The organism is Pantoea sp. PSNIH1 (assembly GCF_007680655.1).
GTDB lineage: Bacteria > Pseudomonadota > Gammaproteobacteria > Enterobacterales > Enterobacteriaceae > Pantoea > Pantoea eucrina.
Window position 1 is genome coordinate 338,350 of record NZ_VEIP01000004.1, and the last position, 20,570, is coordinate 358,919.

Here is a 20,570-nt window from a genome sequence, read left to right on the forward strand (position 1 = left end):
ATAAAAATCCGTTTTGAGTCGGGTTGCTATTCTACGGGGCCGAAAACCTGCATTTTATTAACATAAATTAATCAATATATTAACAATAAATTAACTTAACGGACCATCGGCGGTGTTTTTATCATCATTCTGGTAGCGGCTATGCTTTTTATTTGAACAGAGTGTGAACAGGGTCACGAAGGCAGCGGGCAGACCCCGGTTTCGCCTTGCGGCAAACCGGGAAGCGACGTAAACCGTCCGGTTGTGGCGCTAAGCGGACTGACATCGGGCTGATGTCCGCTATGGGCGAGAAGCGGACATCATGACGGTGTGAGGTGTGTATTAAGGTATTTACTTTTTCATACAGTGATTATCACCTGACATATCATCTCATCGATCAGTATCAATCCTGGACAAAGTAGTGGTGCGTCATATGTTTATCGCGTTAGTCTGACCGCCTGGAAGGACCATAAGCAAGAAGCGTTGTATGGAAATTATTTTAATGCGTCATGGAAAGCCCGCTTTTACAGGCTCTGCGAAAGTAACGAGCCGTGAAATGTCCAACTGGATTGCAGATTATGATCGTTCTGATACAGGAGAAGATATACCGCCTGAGTCCAGTGAATCATTGGCGTTCAGCGCATCGCAAATCCTCAGTAGCCCTCTTCCCAGAGCACTTTCTTCCCTGAAAGCATTAGACCTTGAACCGGATGTCATTGATGAGGTTTTCAGGGAAGCAGATCTGCCGGTATTTCCTATGCCCGGTTTCAGGCTATCACCGACCGTATGGGCTGTTTTTTTCCGCGTCATGTGGTTATGCGGCATATCCCGTGACGTAGAGCGCGTCGGAACAGCAAAGAAACGTGCTATTCAGGCTGCGGGTATCCTTGCAGCGTTTGCAAAAAGATCTGACGGTCCCGTGCTGCTTATGGGACATGGAGTAATGAATCGGCTAATTGCAAGGGAACTGAGGTCATTGGGTTTTAAAGAATATCGTTGTCAGGGTAGTGGTTACTGGAACGCAAGTAGCTACAGGCTTCAGTAAGTAAATATGGAAAGGGCATATCTGGCCTGTTCAGACATTGGAAATGAGTCGTTTCGTTTCCGGCACACAACAAACAGATACAACCGCTACGGTTCGTTTTGATTGAAAATTATACTATCAGTCGTTGTGCTGCTTGTCTGGGGACATGTATGCTTTCTGCCCCTTCTGAATGTTAAGAAACACATATGCTCTCTACGTCAGGATCACCTTCCTGATGCCTTAGCACGCGCTATACCTGCATATGCACGCTCAGAATCCGCAACCACAAAGATAACCTGCATCGTCATTTTTACGGCCGGACCGGTGAGAGCTGCTCTACCCAACGCCGGGCCGTGACCGCGTAGTTCTGACATAGAAATCAGCTCAACGGTTTTTCTGTTCTCCGGAGCACGTCGTCCAGGGTGTCTAAGCATACAGGAATAGAATCTTTTCTGACTGCAACAGCAGTACCCGGGTCCGGACAGTAGTATGTTCAATTAAGCCATTCAGATATGTTTGCTCACAGCGAACATTCAGGTTTTCTATAATTGATATTGGTTTACGATGCAGTCGCGCACAGCAGGTAATTGTATGATAAAAAAAGCAGATCACGTCGGATTTTCAGTCAGAAGCATTGAAGAGTCATTATTTTTCTGGACTGATATTCTTGGCGCAAAGTTATTACGCGAAGGAAAAATGTCTGGGCCTATCATTGATGAAGTGACAGGCGCAAGGGGCGCTGATGTGCGAATGGCGTTGCTTGAACTGGCTGGCATCAAAATTGAATTACTGCAATACGATAACATCAAACAGCCAGAAGAACCTTCAGTACCTTATATCCCTGGCTATGCTCACCTTGCATTTATAGTTGAGGATATTGATACGCTCTTGAGTAAAGCATCTGAGTATGGCTGGAAGACACCAGGTAAACCTCAGACAATCTTATCAGGCCCCATGCAGGGAACCAGAGTAATCTATTTACAAAGCCCCGATGGACAGACACTAGAGTTGATGGAGCAGGGTCAATAAAGTCCACATCGTGTCACCGCGTACTGGTATGACGCACATGCAGGCGGTCGCCGGGTCAGGCATCATTCTGCAGCGCGACGGCCGGAGCTGCTGAACAGGGCTGGACTATTCAAGGTCAATCACACGCAGTCCTGACCAGCACCGCTCTCCGGCACCGGTTATCAGCACGACGGGCGCCTCACTGAAGCTGCTCAGCAGGGTGCATATCCGGCTCATTAAATCCGTAATCTTTTCAGAACCCACGTAGACGAACTCGTCCGTCGGCAGGGCATATGTGAACCCCCGCCTGCAGACGACGCTTCGTGAAAAACCGTTCTCAAGCATGGCAAACATCAGCTCAATGTGCGCTTTTTCGGTCTGCTCCTTTAGCTCAATCCGGACTGTATAACTGGCCATAGCGATACCTGACAGATGTGTAATTTAAGATAACTTAAATTATAGGTGTTTCTGAACAAATAACGGGCAATTGAGATATGTCCTAAGCAAATGCGCTTACTGTTCTGAGCCCCGTCCCGATCAACTCCGGGAGAACTCAGCCCGCTGCGTACCTTAACGTCCGCAAAGAGCGAGAAGCAGACATTCGGCCCTATCCTTTTTATCGCACTCTCCATAACCGCTTATTCTCGATTGAATTCTTTGATTTATTGTCTTTCAGGCAGACTTTACAAATTTAAACCTGTTTTAAACCGAATATTTATGTAATCTATCGTACTCATGTACTAGTCAGGTGGTTTAAAGTGAATTCTTCGTCAATTGAGGAAGTCAGGAATCGTATTGATCAGATTGACAGCGAACTGGTTAAAATGATTGCGCAACGCAGTCATTGTGTTAAAGCTGCAGCTGCTTTCAAAAGTGACCATTCAGCCGTGCGTGCTCCAGACCGCGTTCAGCAGGTCATCGATAAGGTAAGTAAACAGGCGACTGAAGCAGGACTTCCCACAGTAATTATCGAAAAGGTCTACCGGGCTATGATCGGCGCGTTCATCAATTATGAACTCGATCAACACGACCAATTGCGACAGGAGAAAGGCTGACATCATGCGTCAACATACCATTGAGCTTCTACCCATAACTGTTAACGCTAACAGCGATATCTCATTCGGGCGGCATACTCACGACCAGTTCGGTATTGGTTTGATGGACAGCGGCGGGCAAAAATCCTTCAGTGGGCGCGGATATGTCGAGTCGAATGCGGGAGATGTCATCACTGTTAACCCGGGAGAAGTTCATGATGGGGCGCCTCTCGATGGCTCGCGAGCCTGGCGGATGCTTTATTTTGACACTGAGCTAATTAATCGATGCTTTATCGATATTTCCGAAGGTAAATTTGCCAGCGGCGAATTTGCGCTGCCTGTATCAACGAATGCCGGCATAGCAAAAATTTTTAATCAATTACATCAGGCAATTATCAGTGGTAATGGTGATATAAAAAAGCTGGCTGCGGATGAGGCATTGTTAATTCTGACTAACGCATTGGCCCAAATGCCCCGGTCTCAGATGAAAATGCCCATAAAAGGCGTGCTGTACGCGAAGGAAAAAATGGATGACGCACCGGGGAGTGCCATATCTCTTACTGAGCTGGCGTCAATTGCCGGACTCGGGCAGTTTACGTTTTTACGCGCTTTTGCGCGTTACTGTGGAATGACCCCGCATGCCTATCTTTTGCAGCGACGCCTGTCACTGGTTCGAAAGCTTATCAGGGGCGGCATGAACCTTGTTGATGCCGCCATTGCGGGCGGGTTTGCGGATCAAAGCCACATGACCCGTCTGTTTGTTCGCAGTTATGGCTATACGCCGGGCCTCTACGCGCAACAAAATCCGAAAATTTAGCCGCCTCTGCGTTGCAATTTTATTCAAGACAGAAAAAGCCTCTTAATCAAATACTGCAGCAATTAGTTCAGCTGCCGGTGAGGGGGAAAATTTTGATGCTTTATAATGATTTTCTAATGACATCTCTGCTGATTGTTATATCACCCGGTACTGGTGCCATCATTACGCTTTCTGCCGGCCTCAGGCAGGGAAAGCGTAGCGCAATGGTGGCTGCTGCCGGATGTACTCTCGGTGTGTTGCCTCATATGCTGGCTGCAATTACAGGCCTTGCTACCCTGCTACATGCCAGTCCGATACTATTTTCCATTGTGAAGTATACCGGCGTGGCTTACCTGCTCTTTATGGCGTGGCAAACGCTACGGGATAAGACACTTTTATCTGCAGAGTCTTCCAGGCCGGATTTATCTCATAGAGCCCTGATAATTCAGGCGGTAGTTGCCAATATTCTCAATCCCAAACTTTCGCTATTTTTCTTAGCATTCCTTCCGCAGTTTATCGCTACCGGGGATGCACATCCCACACAGAGCATGTTGATTCTCTCAGCTATTTTTGCGGCCATGACTTTTGCTGTATTTGCTCTGTATGGCGCTTTTGCTTCGTCTGTTAGTCATTATGTATTAGGAAATCACAGAGTGGTGATCGGCATTCGTTTGGGCGTAGCACTGGCCTTTGGTGCAGTTGGGGTTCGACTGGCGATGGCGGTGCAATAGTAAAGACTCGTGTTAAATAACACCTGAAAGAAGAAGTATTGAACGTCCGCTTTTGGCACAAAGCGGGCCGATACTGGAGCAACGTCCGCTTTGAGCGAAAAACGGTCGCACTTTAGTCTTGTCTGGACGGAATTGTAACCGGCACTTTTATTACCCATTGTATCCATCCCTTTACGCTCTAACCCATTATGATAAATCTGTTTCTAAACCTGGAATGTTTCTCGTTTATCACGGGAAAAGATAATAAGGATCTTCCTCATGGCAATAAGTATACAAACCCCTCTTATACATTCACTGCCCTTAAGCCAGCATTGTGGATGCCTTGTCTGGCTTAAAATGGAATCTTCCCAGCCGACGGGATCGTTCAAGCTCAGAAGTGCAGAGAACATTTGTCGCCATTATGCGGAAAGGGGCGCAACAGCTTTCATCAGTTCATCGGGCGGCAATGCAGGCATAGCGGTGGCACATTGCGGCCGCAAACTGGGGCTGCCGGTCACTGTGGTTGTGCCGGAAACCACGTCTGACAGGGCAAAACAGCTTATTGAACAGGAGGGTGCAAGAGTTGTTGTGCACGGAAAAGTATGGAGTGAGGCGAACGACTACGCCCTGTCACTGGCGACGGATGACATTATCTGTGTACATCCCTTTGATCATCCACTTTTGTGGGAAGGTATCAGCACAATCGTGGATGAGGTCATCAGCGAAGGGGTAACGCCTGATGCGGTAATTCTTTCTGTTGGCGGCGGGAGCATGCTGTCCGGTATCGCTCAGGGACTGGTGAAACATCAGCTTGGTCATATTCCGGTTTACGCCGCAGAAACCCAGGGTACGGCCTATCTTCGCGCCTCGCTTAATGCCGGCAGGCTGGTACGTCTTGATAAGGTCAGCGGCATAGCCACGACGCTGGCCGCAAGCCAGGTGTGCGAAAATGTTTTCAATGTGGCCAGCCGTATGGACGTCAGAAGTATGCTGGTTTCAGACCAGGAAGCGCTGAATGCCTGCCGGTGCCTTCTCGATGACCATCGGGTGCTCACTGAGCCTGCATGCGGTGTATCACTCTCACTTTTGTACGACAAAAAAGTCTTATTCAAGCCGGCTGATAATGTACTGGTCATCGTATGCGGCGGGGCCTCTGTCACGCTGGAAGGGATCGCGAGCTGACAGAAGAGCGCATTTATCCTGCCAAAGTTTATGAGCAAAAGGATGGGCGAACTGCCCGGTTAATTAACTTGTTTTAAAGTGAGTTATGCCCTCTTTGGCACAAACAGACTGGCGCGTGGGTCAGGTCCGCTATGAGCGAGCAGCGGACATTTCACTTATGACAGCTGAGTGGTTCTAATACGTTGAACATAACTGACCTATTGCGCTCTTGAAGTCAGGCCAGTGAAGTGTTCCCTCACCATATCCGTTAACTCGAAAATACAATCGAGATGTGTACTATCTGCCACAACCCGACTGCTTACATTCGGATTGCCGCAGTTCCTGAAAAATTCTTCCATACGGCTTACATCAAACAGTTCATCATGCTCAGCAAGCATGATTGTTACTGGAATAGAGATTTCTTTAAGTTGCCTTTCAGGATTACGAGGGGTAAGGGCGTTAGCCATATTAACGCTGTATGTCTGAACAAAGTCAGGCCTTGCATTAATAACCTCACAGGGGAAATTAAGCCTTACTCCTGCACGACGTCCACATAGAAAACCTGCACTCATAGCATTGATTATGAAGCTCAAACGGTTTATCGATGCAAAGGGAGAGGAAAACTCGCGGTTCAGAGCAGGAGGTGAAAAAGGACCTAATGCTGGGGCTAGCAAGATCAGGCTTTCAACAACCCTCGATAGAGAGTATCGGGTAAAGTAATTTATCAGCATACCGCCTCCACTGGAGTGCCCAAGCAAGTGAATTATGGCATCAGGAAAAGAGGTTCGGACATAATCAATGACGACATCCACATCACGCCAGATTTGAACAGGACTGGAAGCTTCTCCCCGGACACCTACCGAACGACCGTGCCCACGGATATCGACGAGACAAACACAGACGGGCAGATCGTAACTCAACTGTCGTGCAAGAATGTCGTAGCCAGCGTCAGAGTTGACCCCGCCACCATGGTAGACAATAAGAACCTCATCAAGGGCTGCCATTGGCCTGTATACCCGGATATATAAATCATTGATCCGGCTTTCGGTGATGTTATCAGAAGGGAGTAATGAAGCGTTAAATTGCTCATAGCGTTCGACAAAACGGGTGAAGTCAATCACGTCCTGAATTCCTTATTCAATCGGATTCACTACCTGTGAATTTGTGTCATGAAGCATGCACGATTTACTGTATGTATGAGAGTCTTTTTTATATAAAAGTGCCTGATGCACCGCCTGAAAAGCCCTCAGCGCGGTTCTGCAGCCCGAAGGCTGTTTTCGGTATTTTTCCTGTCCGAAATACTGACAAATGCCCCTGATAATTCCTGTATATCTGTATGGTTATGCAGTGAAAGCTATTCTCCACGGCTTAGTGCATGCAGATGCCGGAAACGTCCACTTCTGGCACAAAGCGGACAGTATTTCCTGCCTCACGTATCGTGTTCCGATCAGCCAGAAATATCAGTTTCATTTTCCGGTACGCCAGCTCTGACACGGGTTGCCACCAGACTGGCCGCGAGTATAAAGACGAGGCATAACAGCGCCTGCACCCGAAGGGCAATATGGTTATCAATCAGAACGCCCATGATGACCGGAGAGGCACCACTGGCAAGCACGGTACCCGCCTCAACAGCCGAGCGCACCTTTGCCAGTTGCGCGGGGCCAAACAGCTGTACCCATAGCGCAGTCGCCAGTGTGGACGCAATGGCTGACGATATACCGGTCATGGTGAGATAAAACGGCGTGACCCACACGCTGTTACTGAGCCACAGCGCCAGCATGCCAGCGCCCTGCGGCAGCAGAAACCACGGCAACAGACGGCGTGGCGTCAGCCGGTCTATCAGCGGACCAAATGATAACAGGGAAACCGCCTGCGTTATCGCGTAAGCAATAAACCACCCTGCAACCCACGACAGCGCCCATCCTTTCTCCTCTGCCAGACGCGCCTGATGGAAAAAGAACCCTGTGGTGATGAAAGGTGACGCCAGCACTGCGGGCAGAGCAAAAAGCAGATTCCGGTTCTTCCATACTGACGCTTCGCGAACCTTCTCTGCGCCCCGCTTTCTGAACGTCCGCAGCGGCTTTTCGGCAGCGCGCGGAAGGCAGCTGACAGCCAGCGCAACGCCGGCCACCAGAACCGCAGCGTTTATCAGCCAGGCAGTGCGCCATCCCGTCAGAGCGTTAATCTGCACGGCAGCCAACGGAAACAGCGCCTGTGCGAGCGACAGGCCCAGTGCGATAGCACCCAGTGCCTTGCCAGCATCAAGCGGAAACTGGCGCGCAGTCGCCGTCAGGGCGGTATGCACCATCAGGCCTTGTCCGCCGAGGCGAAGCAGGTAAAAGCCTGCACAGAGCGTCCATGCCGCCTGCGCACCGGAGACGAGCAGGCACGCCGTTATCAGCAGCAGGGTAACGGCCAGGGTGAATCGACGGGTAGTGGTGTAGTCAATCAGCCGGCCCGCCCATGTCAGGGTGACGGCACTCATCACGGTGCCCGCGGCATAAAGGCCGCCCAGTCCGCCGTCGCTGAGCCCGAATGCCTGACGCAGGTCCTGCCCGTAAAGCGATACGAAGTAAGTCTGTCCAAAACTCGACATGGCCATCAGTATCGCGCCAAAGGCGAGATGACTGCCGTGCTGATACATAAAGCGAAACAGCTGACGCATGGTATTCCCTGAGCACGGCTGACAAAGGCGCCGCACAAATGAACTGCTCCGGGACTTGTGTTCCGGAGGCTCGTTATGAAAAGGGTCTGCGATTGCAGGCCCGTAACGTTTACCGCAGCATCAGCAGCGGATAACGGCTTTCAGCCAGCATCGCCGTGGTGTGACTGCCGATAAAGAAGCGGCGCAGCCGGGAGTGTCCCCAGGCCCCCATCACGATCAGGTCCGTTCCGTTCTCCTGCGCGTAACGGCACAGCCCGCGCGAGACGGATTCATCCTGTATCAGCCGTGACTCTGCATCAATGCCGGCTGCCTGCAGGATGTGCTGCGCATCATGGAGTGAAGCATCGTCGCCGTTCACCATCACAACATGGCAGGCCAGGCCGCGAAGCAGCGGGCTCACGGTCAGCCGGGTCAGGTTTCGGCGGCTGGCCTCGCTGCCATCCCAGGCAAAAAGTACCCGGGATGGCGCAATAAACGTTTCCGGCACAACCAGCACGGGCGCTTTCTGCAGGCGGATGACGCTTTCCAGCTGGCTGCCCACCGTATGTTCTGCGCCCCGTCGTCCGAGCACCATCAGCCTGACGTCATCCAGCCCGGCAAGGATTTCGTCCAGTGCGCCGTGCATCTGCAGCTGGCGTACCTCCGGGCGTCCCGCCCGGGCCAGCCGTTCAGCACAGCCGGCCAGAATAGTTTTCCCCTGCGCCATAAGCAGGCGGCTGCGCTCACCCTCCACGCGCACAAGCGCTTCGGTCAGCAGCTCTTTGCTGTCGATGCCAATGCTGCCGCTCAGGTCAGAGACGGCCGGATGACCGTCTTTTTCCAGCACGTGCAGCAGGGCCAGCGGCGCGGAAAGGCCGGCGGCGGCCCACGCCGCGTAGTCACAGACTGGCCCGGTTGACGGCGAACCATCCACGCAGGCCACAACGGTATTGTTCATAGCTGTAACTCCTGTCAGTTAGTGACCGCCCATCAGTTTTTCCGCTTCTTCCGGCTTGTCATGCACGCCGAAGCGGTCAACGAGGGTACGGGTGGCGTCGTTCATGCCCGGTATTTCTACCTCAGCGCCTTCGCGGCGGAACTTAATTACCGCCCTGTCCAGTGCGCTAACGGCGGTGATGTCCCAGAAGTGGGCGTGCGTGACGTCAATGACCACGCGCTCTGCCGCTTCCCTGAAGTCAAAGTGGCTCATAAAGCGATCGGCGGAGGCAAAAAAGACCTGGCCGGTCACGGTATAGATCCGTGTCTCACCCTCCCGTGACGATCTGACCGTCATAAAGCGCGCTACCTTAGTGGCAAAGTTCAGCGAAGCAATCAGCACCCCGGTCAGCACGCCGAAGGCCAGGTTGTCGGTGGCCACGACCACGACCACGGTTGCCAGCATGACCACGCTGGTCGAGAGCGGATGGCGGCGCAGGTCGGTGATGGATCGCCAGGAGAAGGTGCCGATGGAGACCATGATCATCACCGCGACCAGCGCCGCCATCGGGATCTGCGACACCTGATCGCGGAGGAAAATAATCAGACAGAGCAGCACCAGCCCGGCCGTCAGGGTGGAGAGACGCCCGCGCCCGCCGGATTTTACGTTAATCACCGACTGACCAATCATGGCGCAGCCCGCCATGCCGCCGATAAACGCCGTGCAGACGTTGGCGATGCCCTGCGCCTTGCACTCGCGGTTTTTATCGCTCGGGGTGTCGGTCATGTCGTCCACGATAGTGGCGGTCATCATCGACTCCAGCAGTCCCACCACGGCAAGGCCGGCGGAGTAAGGCAGGATAATCAGCAGCGTATCCAGGTTCAGCGGAATGTCCGGAATGAGGAACACCGGCAGGCTGTCGGGCAGCTTGCCCATGTCGCCCACGGTGCGCACGTCCAGATGCAGCCACATGGAGATGGCGGTCAGCACCACGATGCAGACCAGCGGGGAGGGAATAGTTTTATTGAGGTACGGAAAGAGGTAGATGATTGCCAGGCCTGCGGCGGTGAGCGCATACACGTGCCAGGTCACGTTGGTCAGCTCCGGCAACTGTGCCATAAAAATCAGAATGGCCAGCGCGTTGACGAAGCCCGTCACGACCGAGCGCGACACGTAGCGCATCAGGCTGCCAAGCTTCAGGTAGCCGGCGACCAGCTGCAGCAGGCCGGTTAGCACTGATGCCGCCAGCAGATACTGCAGGCCGTGATCTTTCACCAGCGTTATCATCAGCAGCGCCATGGCGCCGGTAGCCGATGAAATCATGGCGGGACGTCCGCCAAAGATGGCCATAACCACGGGAATACAGAAGGCCGAGTAGAGGCCGACCTGCGGGTCGACTCCGGCAATGATGGAAAACGCGATCGCTTCAGGAATGAGCGCGAGCGCGACGACAATACCGGCGAGCACGTCACCACGGACGTTGCCCAGCCAGTCCTTACGCGTCGAGGACAGCAGCATAGTAATTTCTCAGATTTTAGATACAGTCAGCCCGTGAGGGCAAAAAATTCAGGGACGAAAAAGCACATCCGCAGACGGGATGTTTTTGAGTGCGCGACTGAAACTACTCAGTGCGACAGGGAAGGGTGACGACTCAGGGTGGCGTAAGACGCATAATTTTTGAGTTCTCCTTTACGGCAAAAGGATGCCTTCAGGACTGCAATAAGCCAGCGAAACCCGGGGCGGGGCGCTGACGGCGAAGCCTGCCCCTCTCAGGACAGGCACTAAACTATAAACAAAAACGGTGAGAGGTCAACGTTTCAGCAAGCGGAACAGGGCTGCGAACAGCGGTACCAGCGTGTATATTAACCATGTCTGCGCATGTCACCGCAGAAACATACATGGAATCAGCCTGGTATTTAATATATGAATTTATGCATATGTGTTGACGGCATTTGCGCGTAAAGTCACACTGGCTTTTACGCCAGCTACCCGGAGTTATCATGCCTCAGCTTTTTCCTCTTCAGCTTTTCAAGGGGCTGTCTGACGAAACGCGTTTAAAGCTTGTCCTGCTTCTGCGTGAAAAAGGTGAACTCTGTGTATGCGAGCTGACGCTGATACTGAAAGAGAGCCAGCCCAAAGTATCCCGGCATCTTGCGCTACTCAGAGACAGCGGCCTGCTTATCGACAGGCGTGACGGCAAATGGATCCATTACCGGCTGTCCCCTCACATGCCCGCCTGGGCTGCAGCCGTGATTGAACAGGCTTATCTGTGTCAGCAGGATGACATCCAGCATCTTAGCCGGCAGGCTGAGCGGGACAACGCTACGACCAATGGCAAACCTGTCTGCATTTAAAAATTTACCTATACATATATGCTTTTCCATATTTAACGTTTCTGGTTGCGCTGTGCTTATTCTGTGAGGTGAAGGAGGGACTATGTTTCTGGCAGGTGCAATTTTTGTTCTGACGCTGGTGCTGGTTATCTGGCAGCCGAAAGGACTCAGTATTGGCTGGAGTGCTGTTATCGGGGCTGCGCTGGCGCTGCTGACGGGCGTGGTGCATATCGGGGATATTCCGGCGGTCTGGCAGATTGTCTGGAACGCCACGGCCACGTTTATCGCGGTTATCATCATCAGCCTGCTGCTGGATGCATCCGGCTTTTTTGAGTGGGCGGCACTGCATGTTTCCCGCTGGGGAGGCGGCAGAGGCAGGCTGCTGTTCACGTATATTGTTCTGCTGGGCGCGGCGGTGGCGGCGCTGTTCGCCAATGACGGCGCGGCGCTTATCCTCACGCCGATTGTCATCGCCATGCTGCTGGCGCTGGGCTTCAGCCCAGGTGCCACGCTGGCATTTGTGATGGCGGCTGGGTTTATCGCAGACACGTCCAGCCTGCCGCTCATCGTATCGAACCTGGTCAACATCGTAACGGCGGATTTCTTTACGCTGGGCTTTAGCGAATATGCGTCCGTTATGGTGCCGGTGAATATTGCTTCCGTAGTGGCTACGCTGGTAATGCTGCACCTGTTTTTCCGCAAAGATATTCCGGCAGGTTATGACCTGACAAAGCTAAAAATGCCCCGTGACGCTATCCGTGACAGGCGGACCTTCAAAACCGGCTGGCTAGTGCTGATTCTGCTGCTGGCCGGTTTTTTTGCGCTGGAGCCGCTTGGCGTACCGGTCAGCCTGGTTGCGGCAGCGGCGGCCTTCATTCTCTGGCTGGTTGCACGCAAAGGACACGTTATCGATACCCGTAAGGCGCTGAAAGGTGCACCCTGGCAAATCGTTATCTTCTCGCTGGGCATGTATCTGGTGGTATATGGTCTGCGTAATGCCGGCCAGACGGATGATCTCTCAGCCATTCTGAACCGCTTTGCAGAGCACGGCGTCTGGGGGGCAACGCTGGGTACGGGCTTTCTGACGGCCTTTCTGTCATCGGTCATGAACAACATGCCCACCGTGCTGGTCGGGGCGCTCTCTATTGACGGCAGTACCGCTCAGGGCACGGTAAAAGAGGCAATGATTTACGCGAACATCATTGGCTGCGACCTCGGCCCGAAAATTACCCCGATTGGCAGCCTGGCAACCCTGCTGTGGCTGCACGTTCTGGCGCAAAAAAATATCACTGTTAGCTGGGGCTATTACTTTCGTGTTGGCATCGTGATGACCCTGCCGGTGCTTTTTGTGACGCTGGCCGCGCTGGCCCTGCGCCTGTCTGTTTAAACGTGATCCGGGCTGCGTGCATGCAGCGCCTGTATGGAGTATGACTGATGACTGACATTACTATTTACCACAACCCGGCCTGCGGCACGTCCCGTAACACCCTGGCGCTTATCCGCAATAGTGGCGTGGAGCCAGCAGTGATTTTATATCTGGAGACGCCGCCGACACGCGCTGAGCTGCAGACGCTGATTGCAGATATGGGAATCAGCGTGCGCGCACTGCTGCGCAAAAATACGGATCCGTTTGAGCAGCTGGGTCTGGCAGAGGATCGGTTCAGCGATGACGAACTGCTGGATGCTATGCTGGCTCACCCCATTCTCATTAACCGTCCGGTGGTGGTAACGCCGCTCGGTACAGCGCTCTGTCGTCCGTCTGAAGCCGTTCTGGATATTCTGCCTGATCCACAGAAAGGGGCATTGATGAAAGAAGATGGTGAACAGATTATCGATGAGCACGGAAACCGTATCGGCCACTGACACCCTGGCATTCCGCCAACAGAGCGGGAGAGGCAAAAACAGCTGGCCTTAAACGACGGCGGGAAGGGGTCAGTCAGTGCCTTCATCTTGCTTCCGACCAGAGCACCCGCACGCGCAGTTCTGCAACGGTCGGAGACGTGTCCGGAGCGTTATCAGCATCAGAAGTTGGTTTTATCAATAACGGCGACGTTATGCTTTCGGATTAATTTCCGTCATCAGCCATTGCTCAAAAGCATGCAGCGCCGTTTCATTTATGCCTGTTGAAGCCGGTTTTATTAAATGAAACTTTTTGCTGAGTGAAGCAGACTCAGGCCAGGGAGCAATAAGCTCGCCGTTAGTTAACTCTTTTTCGACATATATCCGCGGCACCAGTGCAACGCCCTGTACTGACAGCGCTGCGGCGATAGACATTTCGTGCAGATCATAGCGGACTCCCTGCGCCGGGTTATCAAGTTCAATTCCGGTTTCCTGCGCATAGTACTGCCATGCCTGCGGATTCTGAAGACGGTGAATGCGAGGCAGCTCATTAAGCGGCACGCTCTCTTTTTTGTTCTTCAGAAGTGCCGGATGGCATACAGGCAGCAGCGTTTCCTGAAAAAGAAACTGCATATGCATACCTGCCCATGCCGGATGATCGAAATGTATTACCGCGTCAAAACCACTGCCAGCGAGAATAAAAGGATCTGTTCTGGCGGCGATGTTCACACTAATTTCCGGATACAGGGTATAAAAGCTTTTCAGACGCGGGATTAGCCAGCGGCATGAAAACGTTGGCAGGGCAGCAATCTCCAGAGTCTTACCGCCTTCTGGCACACCTATGACCGATTGCGTATCTCTTTCCAGCCGGTCAAGCGATTCGCGTATTTGATCTGCATAGCGGGCGCCAACTGAATTGAGCGTAACGCGACTTCCGCTGCGATCAAACAATCTGCAGTTTAACATGGACTCAAGGCGGGCTATTTGTCGACTGATTGCGCCTTCGGTAAGTGATAACTCCTGCGCTGCCCGCGCAAAATTTCCATGCCTTGCTGCGGCTTCAAAGGCAAGCATGGCTCGACTACTGGGAATTTTTCTTAGCATTAATACGGCCTGATTATTGATACAAAATTCTTTACAGTGACAAAATATCATTAATCAGTGAATTAATTTCGATTTAAATCGGGAAAACAGTTGCTTAGCATGATGAAAACACATCAGGCAAGCGGGCGCCTGCCAGCACTATTATGAGGTATGTATGCACGGTGATAGTTTCCCGACCTGTCAGGTTGGCGGTTATCAGGTTATTGCGCTGAGCGATGGCACTATGGCGGCCACGCTTGATCTTCTTTCAGGTATTGACGTCGCAAAGGCTGCAAGTATCCAGTGCGCTGCCGGGATTGAGAGACAGGGTGATATCCATATTAACGGTTATCTCATCCGTGGATATGGACACACTATTCTGGTAGATGCGGGCGCTGGCGGGCAAAACAACGTGGGTGGGAGGCTTAAGGAGAAGCTGACGATGCTCGGCATTCTGCCTGATGACGTAGACAGGATATTACTGACGCACGGTCATCCCGATCATATCGGCGGTCTGCTGCATGAAAACGGAGAGCCGGTATATAAAAAAGCTGATCTCTATATTCATCCCCTTGAAATTGCGCACTGGCAGGATAATGAAAAACTACAGAGAGCCAGTGAGCGCGGCAAACATAATTTTGCACTGTTCCGAAAAGTCCTGGCCGCCTATGCCGGGAAGATACGCCTGCTTGATGAAAATGAAGTTGTGCAGGGCATTCGCCCTGTATGGCTGCCAGGCCATACCCCAGGACACACCGGATTTCATATTCATTCCGATAAAAAAGCGGTGTTAATATGGGGAGATGTCGTTCATTTTCCCTATATTCAGTCAGCAGTTCCCGCTGTTTCAATCATGTTTGATGTCAATCCTCTACAGGCTGAAGAGACAAGGAAAAAAGCGCTGCAACAGGCCGTGGATGACAAACTGATTATTGCCGGTATGCATCTGAACCAGACAGGATTCTGCTGTTTCCAGCGGTCTGGAGATGGGTATCTGCTTTGCAGGTTACATCAGGAATAAAAGTATAGGTTTGTACGGAGGCGCTCATAAAAGAAGCAGAAGTTATCAATAATGGGTGCAATGCGAAACTCCGAAATAGCAGATTATTACAGTCGATACTTTCTATGCTGATTTTATTATCATTAAAATCATAAAGTTAAATATTGTTTTTGCGTAACTTTACATTAAATGAGATTTATTTACCCTAGCCAGGGTTTGTTGTTATATAAGCACTTCAAATGATTAACAGGACGTATTAGTCATGTATGACGTTGCAATTGTAGGGTTGGGGGCGACAGGAACATGCTTACTCAGCCAGCTACAGGATGAAATTTATAACATCAGAACGGCTCAACCGCGAATTGCCGTTTTCAATCCCCCAGCCAGCTTTGCAAAAGGAAAAGCCTTTGGTGATGCTGATGCCATGCATAAGGTCAATACCCCGCCGGGATTGATGTCGGTGACATCAACTGAACCGGAACTGTTTGGTCACTGGTTACATACCACTTTTAACTCCCGTGAACGCTGGCCATCGCGCCTCAGATACTCAGATTTTATCCGCCAGACTTACCGTGACGTTAAGCAGGCCGGGATACTGAAAATTGATGAATTCCACCACAGCGTGGTGAGCATCAGGAAGCAGGGAGAATTGTTCTCCCTGTGCGATGACAACGGTAACACACTCTTCGCTCGTAACGTTGTGATGTGCCTGGGGGCATTATCTGAAAGCGCCTTTCCGGCGTTCGCTGGAAAGCCAGGTTTTATTTCGCATTATACGCAGTTTGATCAGTCTTCTTCTGCGCCGCTAATCATCGCCGGTAGCGGTCTCACGGCTGTTGATGCGTTTCGCTATGCGTTCGGCAAAAGTCAGGTAAAAATCCATCTCTTTTCACGCAGCGGCTATGTTCCGACCTGCCTGACAAGCAGTGCTCGCTACATACCCGTTCACCTGACCTGGCGTAATATCATGTCTGCTACTGCGGAAAGTGAAGACATGCTGAACGTGTTTTCCCGCCTCCTCCGCAAAGAGTTTCACCTTCTAAGAGAAAAAGGGGAATTCCGGCCTGCTATGAACCTGTTACGTGAGGAGCGGCAGACCGGGTATTTCCGCATGCTGCTTACGCGTGCGGAGAATGGTGATCTGCCCTGGCAGGATGTTCTGGTTTCAACACGGCCGTATATGCACAAGCTCTGGAACGCATTCACATCCGAACAAAAGCTGCGATTTATGAAAATGTACGGTGCGGTGTGGGCCGCCTGGCGCCATCCGGTACCTCAGGAGGTGTTTGGTGAACTGATCGAGGCTTCTGCTCATGGGAGGGTAAGGTTTCATCAGGCGCTTGCTGCTCCGGAACATACTGACAGCCATTATGTATTGCAAACCCGGTCAGAAACGCTTTCATTCCGTCATTTTTGGGATGCAACAGGAGGCAGGCTTGATATTGGTCAAACAACACAGCCATTGTTGAATGACCTGCTTAGCCAGTCATTAATTGAAGAACATCCCTGCGGCGGCATTAATATCGACCCGCTGACTTTTCATTGCAGGGTAAACAACCGTAAGGTCTCTGGCTTGTTTAACATCGGGCCGCTCAATAAAGGAAGTTTGTTTTCAACCAATGCCTTTTGGTTCAACGCACGCTGTGCGGAGACCTGGGCTAAACAGTGGGCTATAGAATTCAGCTCAGCAGACGCAAAGGAAGCATTGTGACTATTTTCTTTCCCCTGATTTATCTATTAGCCGGCTGGCTTGTAGGACAAACTGCACTGGATTTCAAAACGGCGGCGTCGTGGATTCTGACGCGTGTTGCTATCCCCGTTGTGATCATTTTTAATATATCTACCCGATTTGATAGCATGAGTACCATTATCATTGCAGCGGCAGTATCTATGCTGTTTATGCTCTTTACTTGCCAGCGAATTTTGCGCGATCCGGTAAGAAGTCTTTGTTTCAGCTACCTCAATATTGGTTGGCTGGGGCTGCCTGTTGCCAGCGCACTGTTTGGTAATGACGCAGCGACCATAATCATTGCAGCCTACGTCGGCAGTTCAATCGTAGGAAATTCAGTGGGGGCCGGTATGCTATCAGGGAACCGGTTTAACCTACTGCAATTGGCTCAGACTCCTCCGGTGCTGGCGCTATTTATTGGCGCTGCGCTGATTCCCTTAAGTCACGACGTTAACCGCTGGGGAGCAGACCTCTATAGCGTAGCGAAATTTATGATGAGTTTTCTGGGTATGGCCGTGCTCGGGCTCTGGCTGTCAAAAATCAGGTTCTCGTTCAGCGATGTTTTGCAGGAGGTCAGGCCGTTTCTGCTCAGGTCGATCGTAATGGCCGTGCTGATATCGTTACTGTTTATCCTCGCAATATTACTTAACTTCAGGCTCATAGCTGATAATCCGGCAACGTTATATCTGTTTTGCCTGCTGCCACCCGCAGCAAATATTATCGTGCTGGAAACGCACTACCTGGGAACTGGCAATTCAGCAAAACCTATCACATACGGGACTTGTGTAAGCATTATTGCGATAAGTCTCTACGCGGCGGCTATTCTGGGTTTCAACGCCTGGAGCGCAGCAATAAATTAACGATGAGGGGTTGTCAGGACAGGATGCCAGGCTTATCGATACCTGCTTATCGTAGCCGGTTTCTGCTTCCTGCCAGCCATCTTACTGGCTAAGTGTGCTTCATCCCTCTTTTACCTCCCACTTGTACTTATTATGTACAATGAAAGCGGCCTTTAAAGCCATTCAGGAACTACATGTCGCTCTTTTGTATGGGTTCTATAAATAACGCGAGCGGGGATTCCACTCAACTTAATTAACCAAATGCTGCTGAATACCACAATTAGTAAGGATATTTTCTTTTGTTACGGGTGGTCAGCATAATTGAGGGGCAAGGGGTGGTCTTTGTTTGTTTATTTGTGCGATTATTAAAATGATATCTGCTTTTTAAATGTAAGACAATTAAACAGAAGTTATTTTTCAGGTGCATTCTTTGGTTCTGGCAGGTTGCGGTATCGTTTTGCTGTCTGCTTTTTTACAAAAATTTTGCTCTCTGTTTTCAAAGCGCATTTATAACTTTATGGCGTAAAAAAAAGACGACTATTGATACATGTCTTTCTGAAAAGGGGATGACTGAGAAAAACATTTATAAGAAGACATTTTATGGCTTATGCAGCGGGCGGTACGGTCGCGCTTGCGGCAGGTCAGTTGATGGTGCATGACAATAGTGTCAGGACGTTTCCTGCCGGTACCCGCAGCGGCGGGCGGGATCCTGGCCCACACGATCCTATCCGCGAAGCAGAGAATCCGGATATCGTAAATCCGCCTGAGGCTGATAGCGGAACGTATACGCGAGCTGCACTGGCATCCTAATAATGATGAATGGCAATACTACCTCGAAGGCGAAGGGCGGATGGGGGTATTTGCCTCTTCGGGTCAGGCAAGGAGTTTTGACTACCGCGCCGGAGATGCTGGCTATATTCTTTTTGCGATGGGGCACTACATTGAAAATACCGGTAAAGGGACGCTGCATTTTCCTGAGCTGCTTAAAAGCGATTATTACGCCGATATTTCGCTTAACCAGTATCTGGCCAATACGCCGTCTGAACGTGTCCGGCAACATTTGCACCTGGATGATGAGTTTATGAACAATCTGTCTCTGAAAAAGACCCCGGTGATAAAGTAGCCAGAAAAAGGTTGTGCCTGAATTACAGTTACAGACGCCGATCGGTTGAGACAAAACTGAATAGTCCGCTCCTGGCACAGGGCGGGCTGACATATAGATTTGGTCTGTTATGCGCGAGGCGCGGACATTCAGAACAGGTAAATAAGAATTTGCTCAAGTTATTGCGGTAGTCGCTTTGAGTAAGATACAAAAAATAGGTTAGCACAGTTAAGGGAAGAGAATGATCACTTGTCACGTCAGATATATTATTGACCCCTATCAATTGGCCGATTTCGGGAATTACGCTTCAAAATGGATAGAAATTGTTGAATCGATGGGGCACTCATCATGGATACTGCCTTCCATCGGAAGGTGCAAACAACATAGCCGACTGTTTATTTAGCTTTGAGAGTCTGGCGCAGTACGAAGAGTACAGAGTAGCCATTTTGAGCAAGGCTGGATGTGCTGAATTGTTCGATGAAGCTAATCAGAAAACGTTCATCCTTAGCTATGAACGCAGTTTCATGAAGCCATTACTGTCTGGTAAACAGCGTCAGCTGATTATTTTAAGTCACTGAAAATACCCTGGCGCAGAGCCAGATAAATCACTTTACCTGGTCTCCGTCCGCTTCTGATACAAGGCGGACGGAGACCAGCCTGATACAGGTTATACACGGAAGGCAACAATCGTTGCTGCCGGTAAAGGTGTGCTTTGCCGGCACGCAGCATATTTAACGCATACGGCTGGCTGCAGCCAGCAGGGCACCAAACATCATCAGAAGCGCGCCAAACGTTCTGTCTATCCAGTGACGCATATTAATTAAGCGTTCGCGCACCTTTCCTATAGAAAAACAAAGTGCTACAAGGCTGAACCAGATGATATGCGTTATGGCGATAAAAAGGCCATAGCCAATCTGCACTGCCAGCGGAATTTCCGGCTTAACCAGCTGCATAAACAGGCTAACAACAAAAATGGTCGTTTTAGGATTGAGCGCGTTCGTCAGAAAACCGATGCGGAGTGCGGCCAGATCGGACAGGGCAGCGACCCGATTATCAGTGACTGCACTACCGGATTTTGTGCGGACCATTTTTAAGCCCAGCCAGATGAGGTAAACCGCACCTGCCAGTTTGATAGCGTTGAATAACAAGAGTGACTGCTGAATCAACAGGCCCAGACCGAGCAGTGTGTAGGAGATGTGAATGAGTACGCCCAGCCCGATCCCCATTGCCGTGAACACGCCTGCCCGACGGGATAGCATCAGACTATTGCGTGAAACCATGGCAAAATCGGGACCCGGGCTGATTACGGCAAGAATAGTGATGGTGATTACAGCTAGCAGTTCAGTCATAAT

20 protein-coding genes and 1 pseudogene are annotated in these 20,570 nt (G+C 51.1%); 14 read left to right on the forward strand and 7 right to left on the reverse strand.

Going from position 1 to position 20,570, the window contains the following annotated elements; translation table 11 throughout:
• Nucleotides 1–466: 466 nt before the first annotated feature.
• Both FS690_RS13030 and FS690_RS13035 read left to right on the forward strand, forming a co-directional pair.
• The gene (locus FS690_RS13030) at nucleotides 467–1,024 is read left to right on the forward strand and encodes a histidine phosphatase family protein (protein WP_255471498.1); all 558 of its coding nucleotides are present in this window, start codon (nucleotides 467–469) and stop codon (nucleotides 1,022–1,024) included.
• Nucleotides 1,025–1,594: 570 nt separating this feature from the next.
• Nucleotides 1,595–2,032 (forward strand): VOC family protein, encoded by a 438-nt coding sequence (locus tag FS690_RS13035; protein ID WP_108569767.1) that lies wholly within the window; start codon nucleotides 1,595–1,597, stop codon nucleotides 2,030–2,032.
• A gap of 105 nt (nucleotides 2,033–2,137) precedes the next feature.
• Here the strand turns inward: FS690_RS13035 and FS690_RS13040 are convergent, their stop codons facing one another.
• Nucleotides 2,138–2,428, reverse strand: coding sequence for a hypothetical protein (locus FS690_RS13040; protein WP_145339740.1), 291 nt, complete (start codon nucleotides 2,426–2,428; stop codon nucleotides 2,138–2,140).
• Nucleotides 2,429–2,769: 341 nt separating this feature from the next.
• On the opposite strand from FS690_RS13040, the gene FS690_RS13045 reads away from it, so the two are divergent.
• The 4 genes from FS690_RS13045 (at nucleotide 2,770) to FS690_RS13060 (ending at nucleotide 5,733) form a co-directional block, all read left to right on the forward strand.
• A complete protein-coding gene (locus tag FS690_RS13045) occupies nucleotides 2,770–3,066 on the forward strand; it encodes a chorismate mutase (protein WP_145339741.1) in 297 nt (98 codons plus the stop codon).
• Nucleotides 3,067–3,070: 4 nt separating this feature from the next.
• The gene (locus tag FS690_RS13050) at nucleotides 3,071–3,862 is read left to right on the forward strand and encodes an AraC family transcriptional regulator (protein ID WP_145339742.1); all 792 of its coding nucleotides are present in this window, start codon (nucleotides 3,071–3,073) and stop codon (nucleotides 3,860–3,862) included.
• Between the two features lie 95 nt (nucleotides 3,863–3,957).
• Nucleotides 3,958–4,572 carry a LysE family translocator gene (locus FS690_RS13055; protein WP_145339743.1) on the forward strand — a complete coding sequence of 205 codons (615 nt, stop codon included), beginning with the start codon at nucleotides 3,958–3,960 and terminating at the stop codon, nucleotides 4,570–4,572.
• A 258-nt stretch (nucleotides 4,573–4,830) separates the two neighbouring features.
• Nucleotides 4,831–5,733 carry a pyridoxal-phosphate dependent enzyme gene (locus FS690_RS13060; protein ID WP_145339744.1) on the forward strand — a complete coding sequence of 301 codons (903 nt, stop codon included), beginning with the start codon at nucleotides 4,831–4,833 and terminating at the stop codon, nucleotides 5,731–5,733.
• A gap of 197 nt (nucleotides 5,734–5,930) precedes the next feature.
• On the opposite strand, the gene FS690_RS13065 is transcribed toward FS690_RS13060, so the two are convergent.
• The 4 genes from FS690_RS13065 to FS690_RS13085 form a co-directional block, all read right to left on the reverse strand.
• On the reverse strand, nucleotides 5,931–6,833 hold the full coding sequence (locus FS690_RS13065; protein WP_145339745.1) for an alpha/beta hydrolase: 903 nt from the start codon (nucleotides 6,831–6,833) through the stop codon (nucleotides 5,931–5,933).
• Nucleotides 6,834–7,159: 326 nt separating this feature from the next.
• Nucleotides 7,160–8,377, reverse strand: a complete 1,218-nt coding sequence (locus FS690_RS13075) for an MFS transporter (RefSeq protein ID WP_145339746.1) — start codon at nucleotides 8,375–8,377, stop codon at nucleotides 7,160–7,162.
• A 109-nt stretch (nucleotides 8,378–8,486) separates the two neighbouring features.
• Nucleotides 8,487–9,314, reverse strand: coding sequence for a universal stress protein (locus FS690_RS13080; protein WP_104085711.1), 828 nt, complete (start codon nucleotides 9,312–9,314; stop codon nucleotides 8,487–8,489).
• Nucleotides 9,315–9,332: 18 nt separating this feature from the next.
• Nucleotides 9,333–10,811, reverse strand: coding sequence for a SulP family inorganic anion transporter (locus FS690_RS13085; RefSeq protein WP_186368991.1), 1,479 nt, complete (start codon nucleotides 10,809–10,811; stop codon nucleotides 9,333–9,335).
• Nucleotides 10,812–11,293: 482 nt separating this feature from the next.
• On the opposite strand from FS690_RS13085, the gene FS690_RS13090 reads away from it, so the two are divergent.
• The 3 genes from FS690_RS13090 to arsC all read left to right on the forward strand — a co-directional run bounded on the left by FS690_RS13090 (nucleotide 11,294) and on the right by arsC (nucleotide 13,489).
• The gene (locus FS690_RS13090) at nucleotides 11,294–11,647 is read left to right on the forward strand and encodes a metalloregulator ArsR/SmtB family transcription factor (protein ID WP_065647628.1); all 354 of its coding nucleotides are present in this window, start codon (nucleotides 11,294–11,296) and stop codon (nucleotides 11,645–11,647) included.
• An 82-nt stretch (nucleotides 11,648–11,729) separates the two neighbouring features.
• Nucleotides 11,730–13,013, forward strand: a complete 1,284-nt coding sequence (locus FS690_RS13095; protein ID WP_145339747.1) for an arsenic transporter — start codon at nucleotides 11,730–11,732, stop codon at nucleotides 13,011–13,013.
• Nucleotides 13,014–13,060: 47 nt separating this feature from the next.
• Nucleotides 13,061–13,489 (forward strand): glutaredoxin-dependent arsenate reductase, encoded by a 429-nt coding sequence (arsC, locus tag FS690_RS13100; protein WP_104085709.1) that lies wholly within the window; start codon nucleotides 13,061–13,063, stop codon nucleotides 13,487–13,489.
• Between the two features lie 189 nt (nucleotides 13,490–13,678).
• Here the strand turns inward: arsC and FS690_RS13105 are convergent, their stop codons facing one another.
• Complete coding sequence (locus FS690_RS13105; protein WP_065647631.1) at nucleotides 13,679–14,569, reverse strand: LysR substrate-binding domain-containing protein; 891 nt, start codon at nucleotides 14,567–14,569, stop codon at nucleotides 13,679–13,681.
• Nucleotides 14,570–14,723: 154 nt separating this feature from the next.
• Between FS690_RS13105 and FS690_RS13110 the strand changes: the two genes are divergently transcribed.
• The 5 genes and pseudogenes from FS690_RS13110 (at nucleotide 14,724) to FS690_RS13130 (ending at nucleotide 19,796) form a co-directional block, all read left to right on the forward strand.
• Nucleotides 14,724–15,569, forward strand: coding sequence for an MBL fold metallo-hydrolase (locus FS690_RS13110; protein ID WP_071668282.1), 846 nt, complete (start codon nucleotides 14,724–14,726; stop codon nucleotides 15,567–15,569).
• 241 nt (nucleotides 15,570–15,810) lie between these two features.
• Nucleotides 15,811–17,259, forward strand: coding sequence for an FAD/NAD(P)-binding protein (locus FS690_RS13115; protein ID WP_108569759.1), 1,449 nt, complete (start codon nucleotides 15,811–15,813; stop codon nucleotides 17,257–17,259).
• Nucleotides 17,256–18,137, forward strand: a complete 882-nt coding sequence (locus FS690_RS13120) for a permease (RefSeq protein WP_108569758.1) — start codon at nucleotides 17,256–17,258, stop codon at nucleotides 18,135–18,137. Before FS690_RS13115 ends, FS690_RS13120 begins: the two co-directional genes overlap by 4 nt.
• A gap of 763 nt (nucleotides 18,138–18,900) precedes the next feature.
• Nucleotides 18,901–19,239, forward strand: a pseudogene (locus tag FS690_RS18540) (cupin domain-containing protein); the annotation flags it as partial.
• Nucleotides 19,240–19,544: 305 nt separating this feature from the next.
• Entirely contained in the window at nucleotides 19,545–19,796 is a 252-nt protein-coding gene (locus FS690_RS13130) for an NIPSNAP family protein (protein ID WP_247648264.1), read from the forward strand.
• Between the two features lie 153 nt (nucleotides 19,797–19,949).
• Here the strand turns inward: FS690_RS13130 and FS690_RS13135 are convergent, their stop codons facing one another.
• Nucleotides 19,950–20,567, reverse strand: coding sequence for a LysE family translocator (locus FS690_RS13135; protein ID WP_145339748.1), 618 nt, complete (start codon nucleotides 20,565–20,567; stop codon nucleotides 19,950–19,952).
• Nucleotides 20,568–20,570: the final 3 nt, after the last annotated feature.

Coding starts and splice junctions, on each gene's coding strand:
- FS690_RS13115 (WP_108569759.1), top strand. CDS start 15,811: ATGTATGACGTTGCAATTGTAGGGTTGGGGGCGACAGGAACATGCTTA.
- FS690_RS13055 (WP_145339743.1), top strand. CDS start 3,958: ATGCTTTATAATGATTTTCTAATGACATCTCTGCTGATTGTTATATCA.
- FS690_RS13060 (WP_145339744.1), top strand. CDS start 4,831: ATGGCAATAAGTATACAAACCCCTCTTATACATTCACTGCCCTTAAGC.
- FS690_RS13085 (WP_186368991.1), bottom strand. CDS start 10,811: ATGCTGCTGTCCTCGACGCGTAAGGACTGGCTGGGCAACGTCCGTGGT.
- arsC (WP_104085709.1), top strand. CDS start 13,061: ATGACTGACATTACTATTTACCACAACCCGGCCTGCGGCACGTCCCGT.
- FS690_RS13050 (WP_145339742.1), top strand. CDS start 3,071: ATGCGTCAACATACCATTGAGCTTCTACCCATAACTGTTAACGCTAAC.
- FS690_RS13105 (WP_065647631.1), bottom strand. CDS start 14,569: ATGCTAAGAAAAATTCCCAGTAGTCGAGCCATGCTTGCCTTTGAAGCC.
- FS690_RS13075 (WP_145339746.1), bottom strand. CDS start 8,377: ATGCGTCAGCTGTTTCGCTTTATGTATCAGCACGGCAGTCATCTCGCC.
- FS690_RS13030 (WP_255471498.1), top strand. CDS start 467: ATGGAAATTATTTTAATGCGTCATGGAAAGCCCGCTTTTACAGGCTCT.
- FS690_RS13095 (WP_145339747.1), top strand. CDS start 11,730: ATGTTTCTGGCAGGTGCAATTTTTGTTCTGACGCTGGTGCTGGTTATC.
- FS690_RS13035 (WP_108569767.1), top strand. CDS start 1,595: ATGATAAAAAAAGCAGATCACGTCGGATTTTCAGTCAGAAGCATTGAA.
- FS690_RS13110 (WP_071668282.1), top strand. CDS start 14,724: ATGCACGGTGATAGTTTCCCGACCTGTCAGGTTGGCGGTTATCAGGTT.
- FS690_RS13040 (WP_145339740.1), bottom strand. CDS start 2,428: ATGGCCAGTTATACAGTCCGGATTGAGCTAAAGGAGCAGACCGAAAAA.
- FS690_RS13135 (WP_145339748.1), bottom strand. CDS start 20,567: ATGACTGAACTGCTAGCTGTAATCACCATCACTATTCTTGCCGTAATC.
- FS690_RS13080 (WP_104085711.1), bottom strand. CDS start 9,314: ATGAACAATACCGTTGTGGCCTGCGTGGATGGTTCGCCGTCAACCGGG.
- FS690_RS13090 (WP_065647628.1), top strand. CDS start 11,294: ATGCCTCAGCTTTTTCCTCTTCAGCTTTTCAAGGGGCTGTCTGACGAA.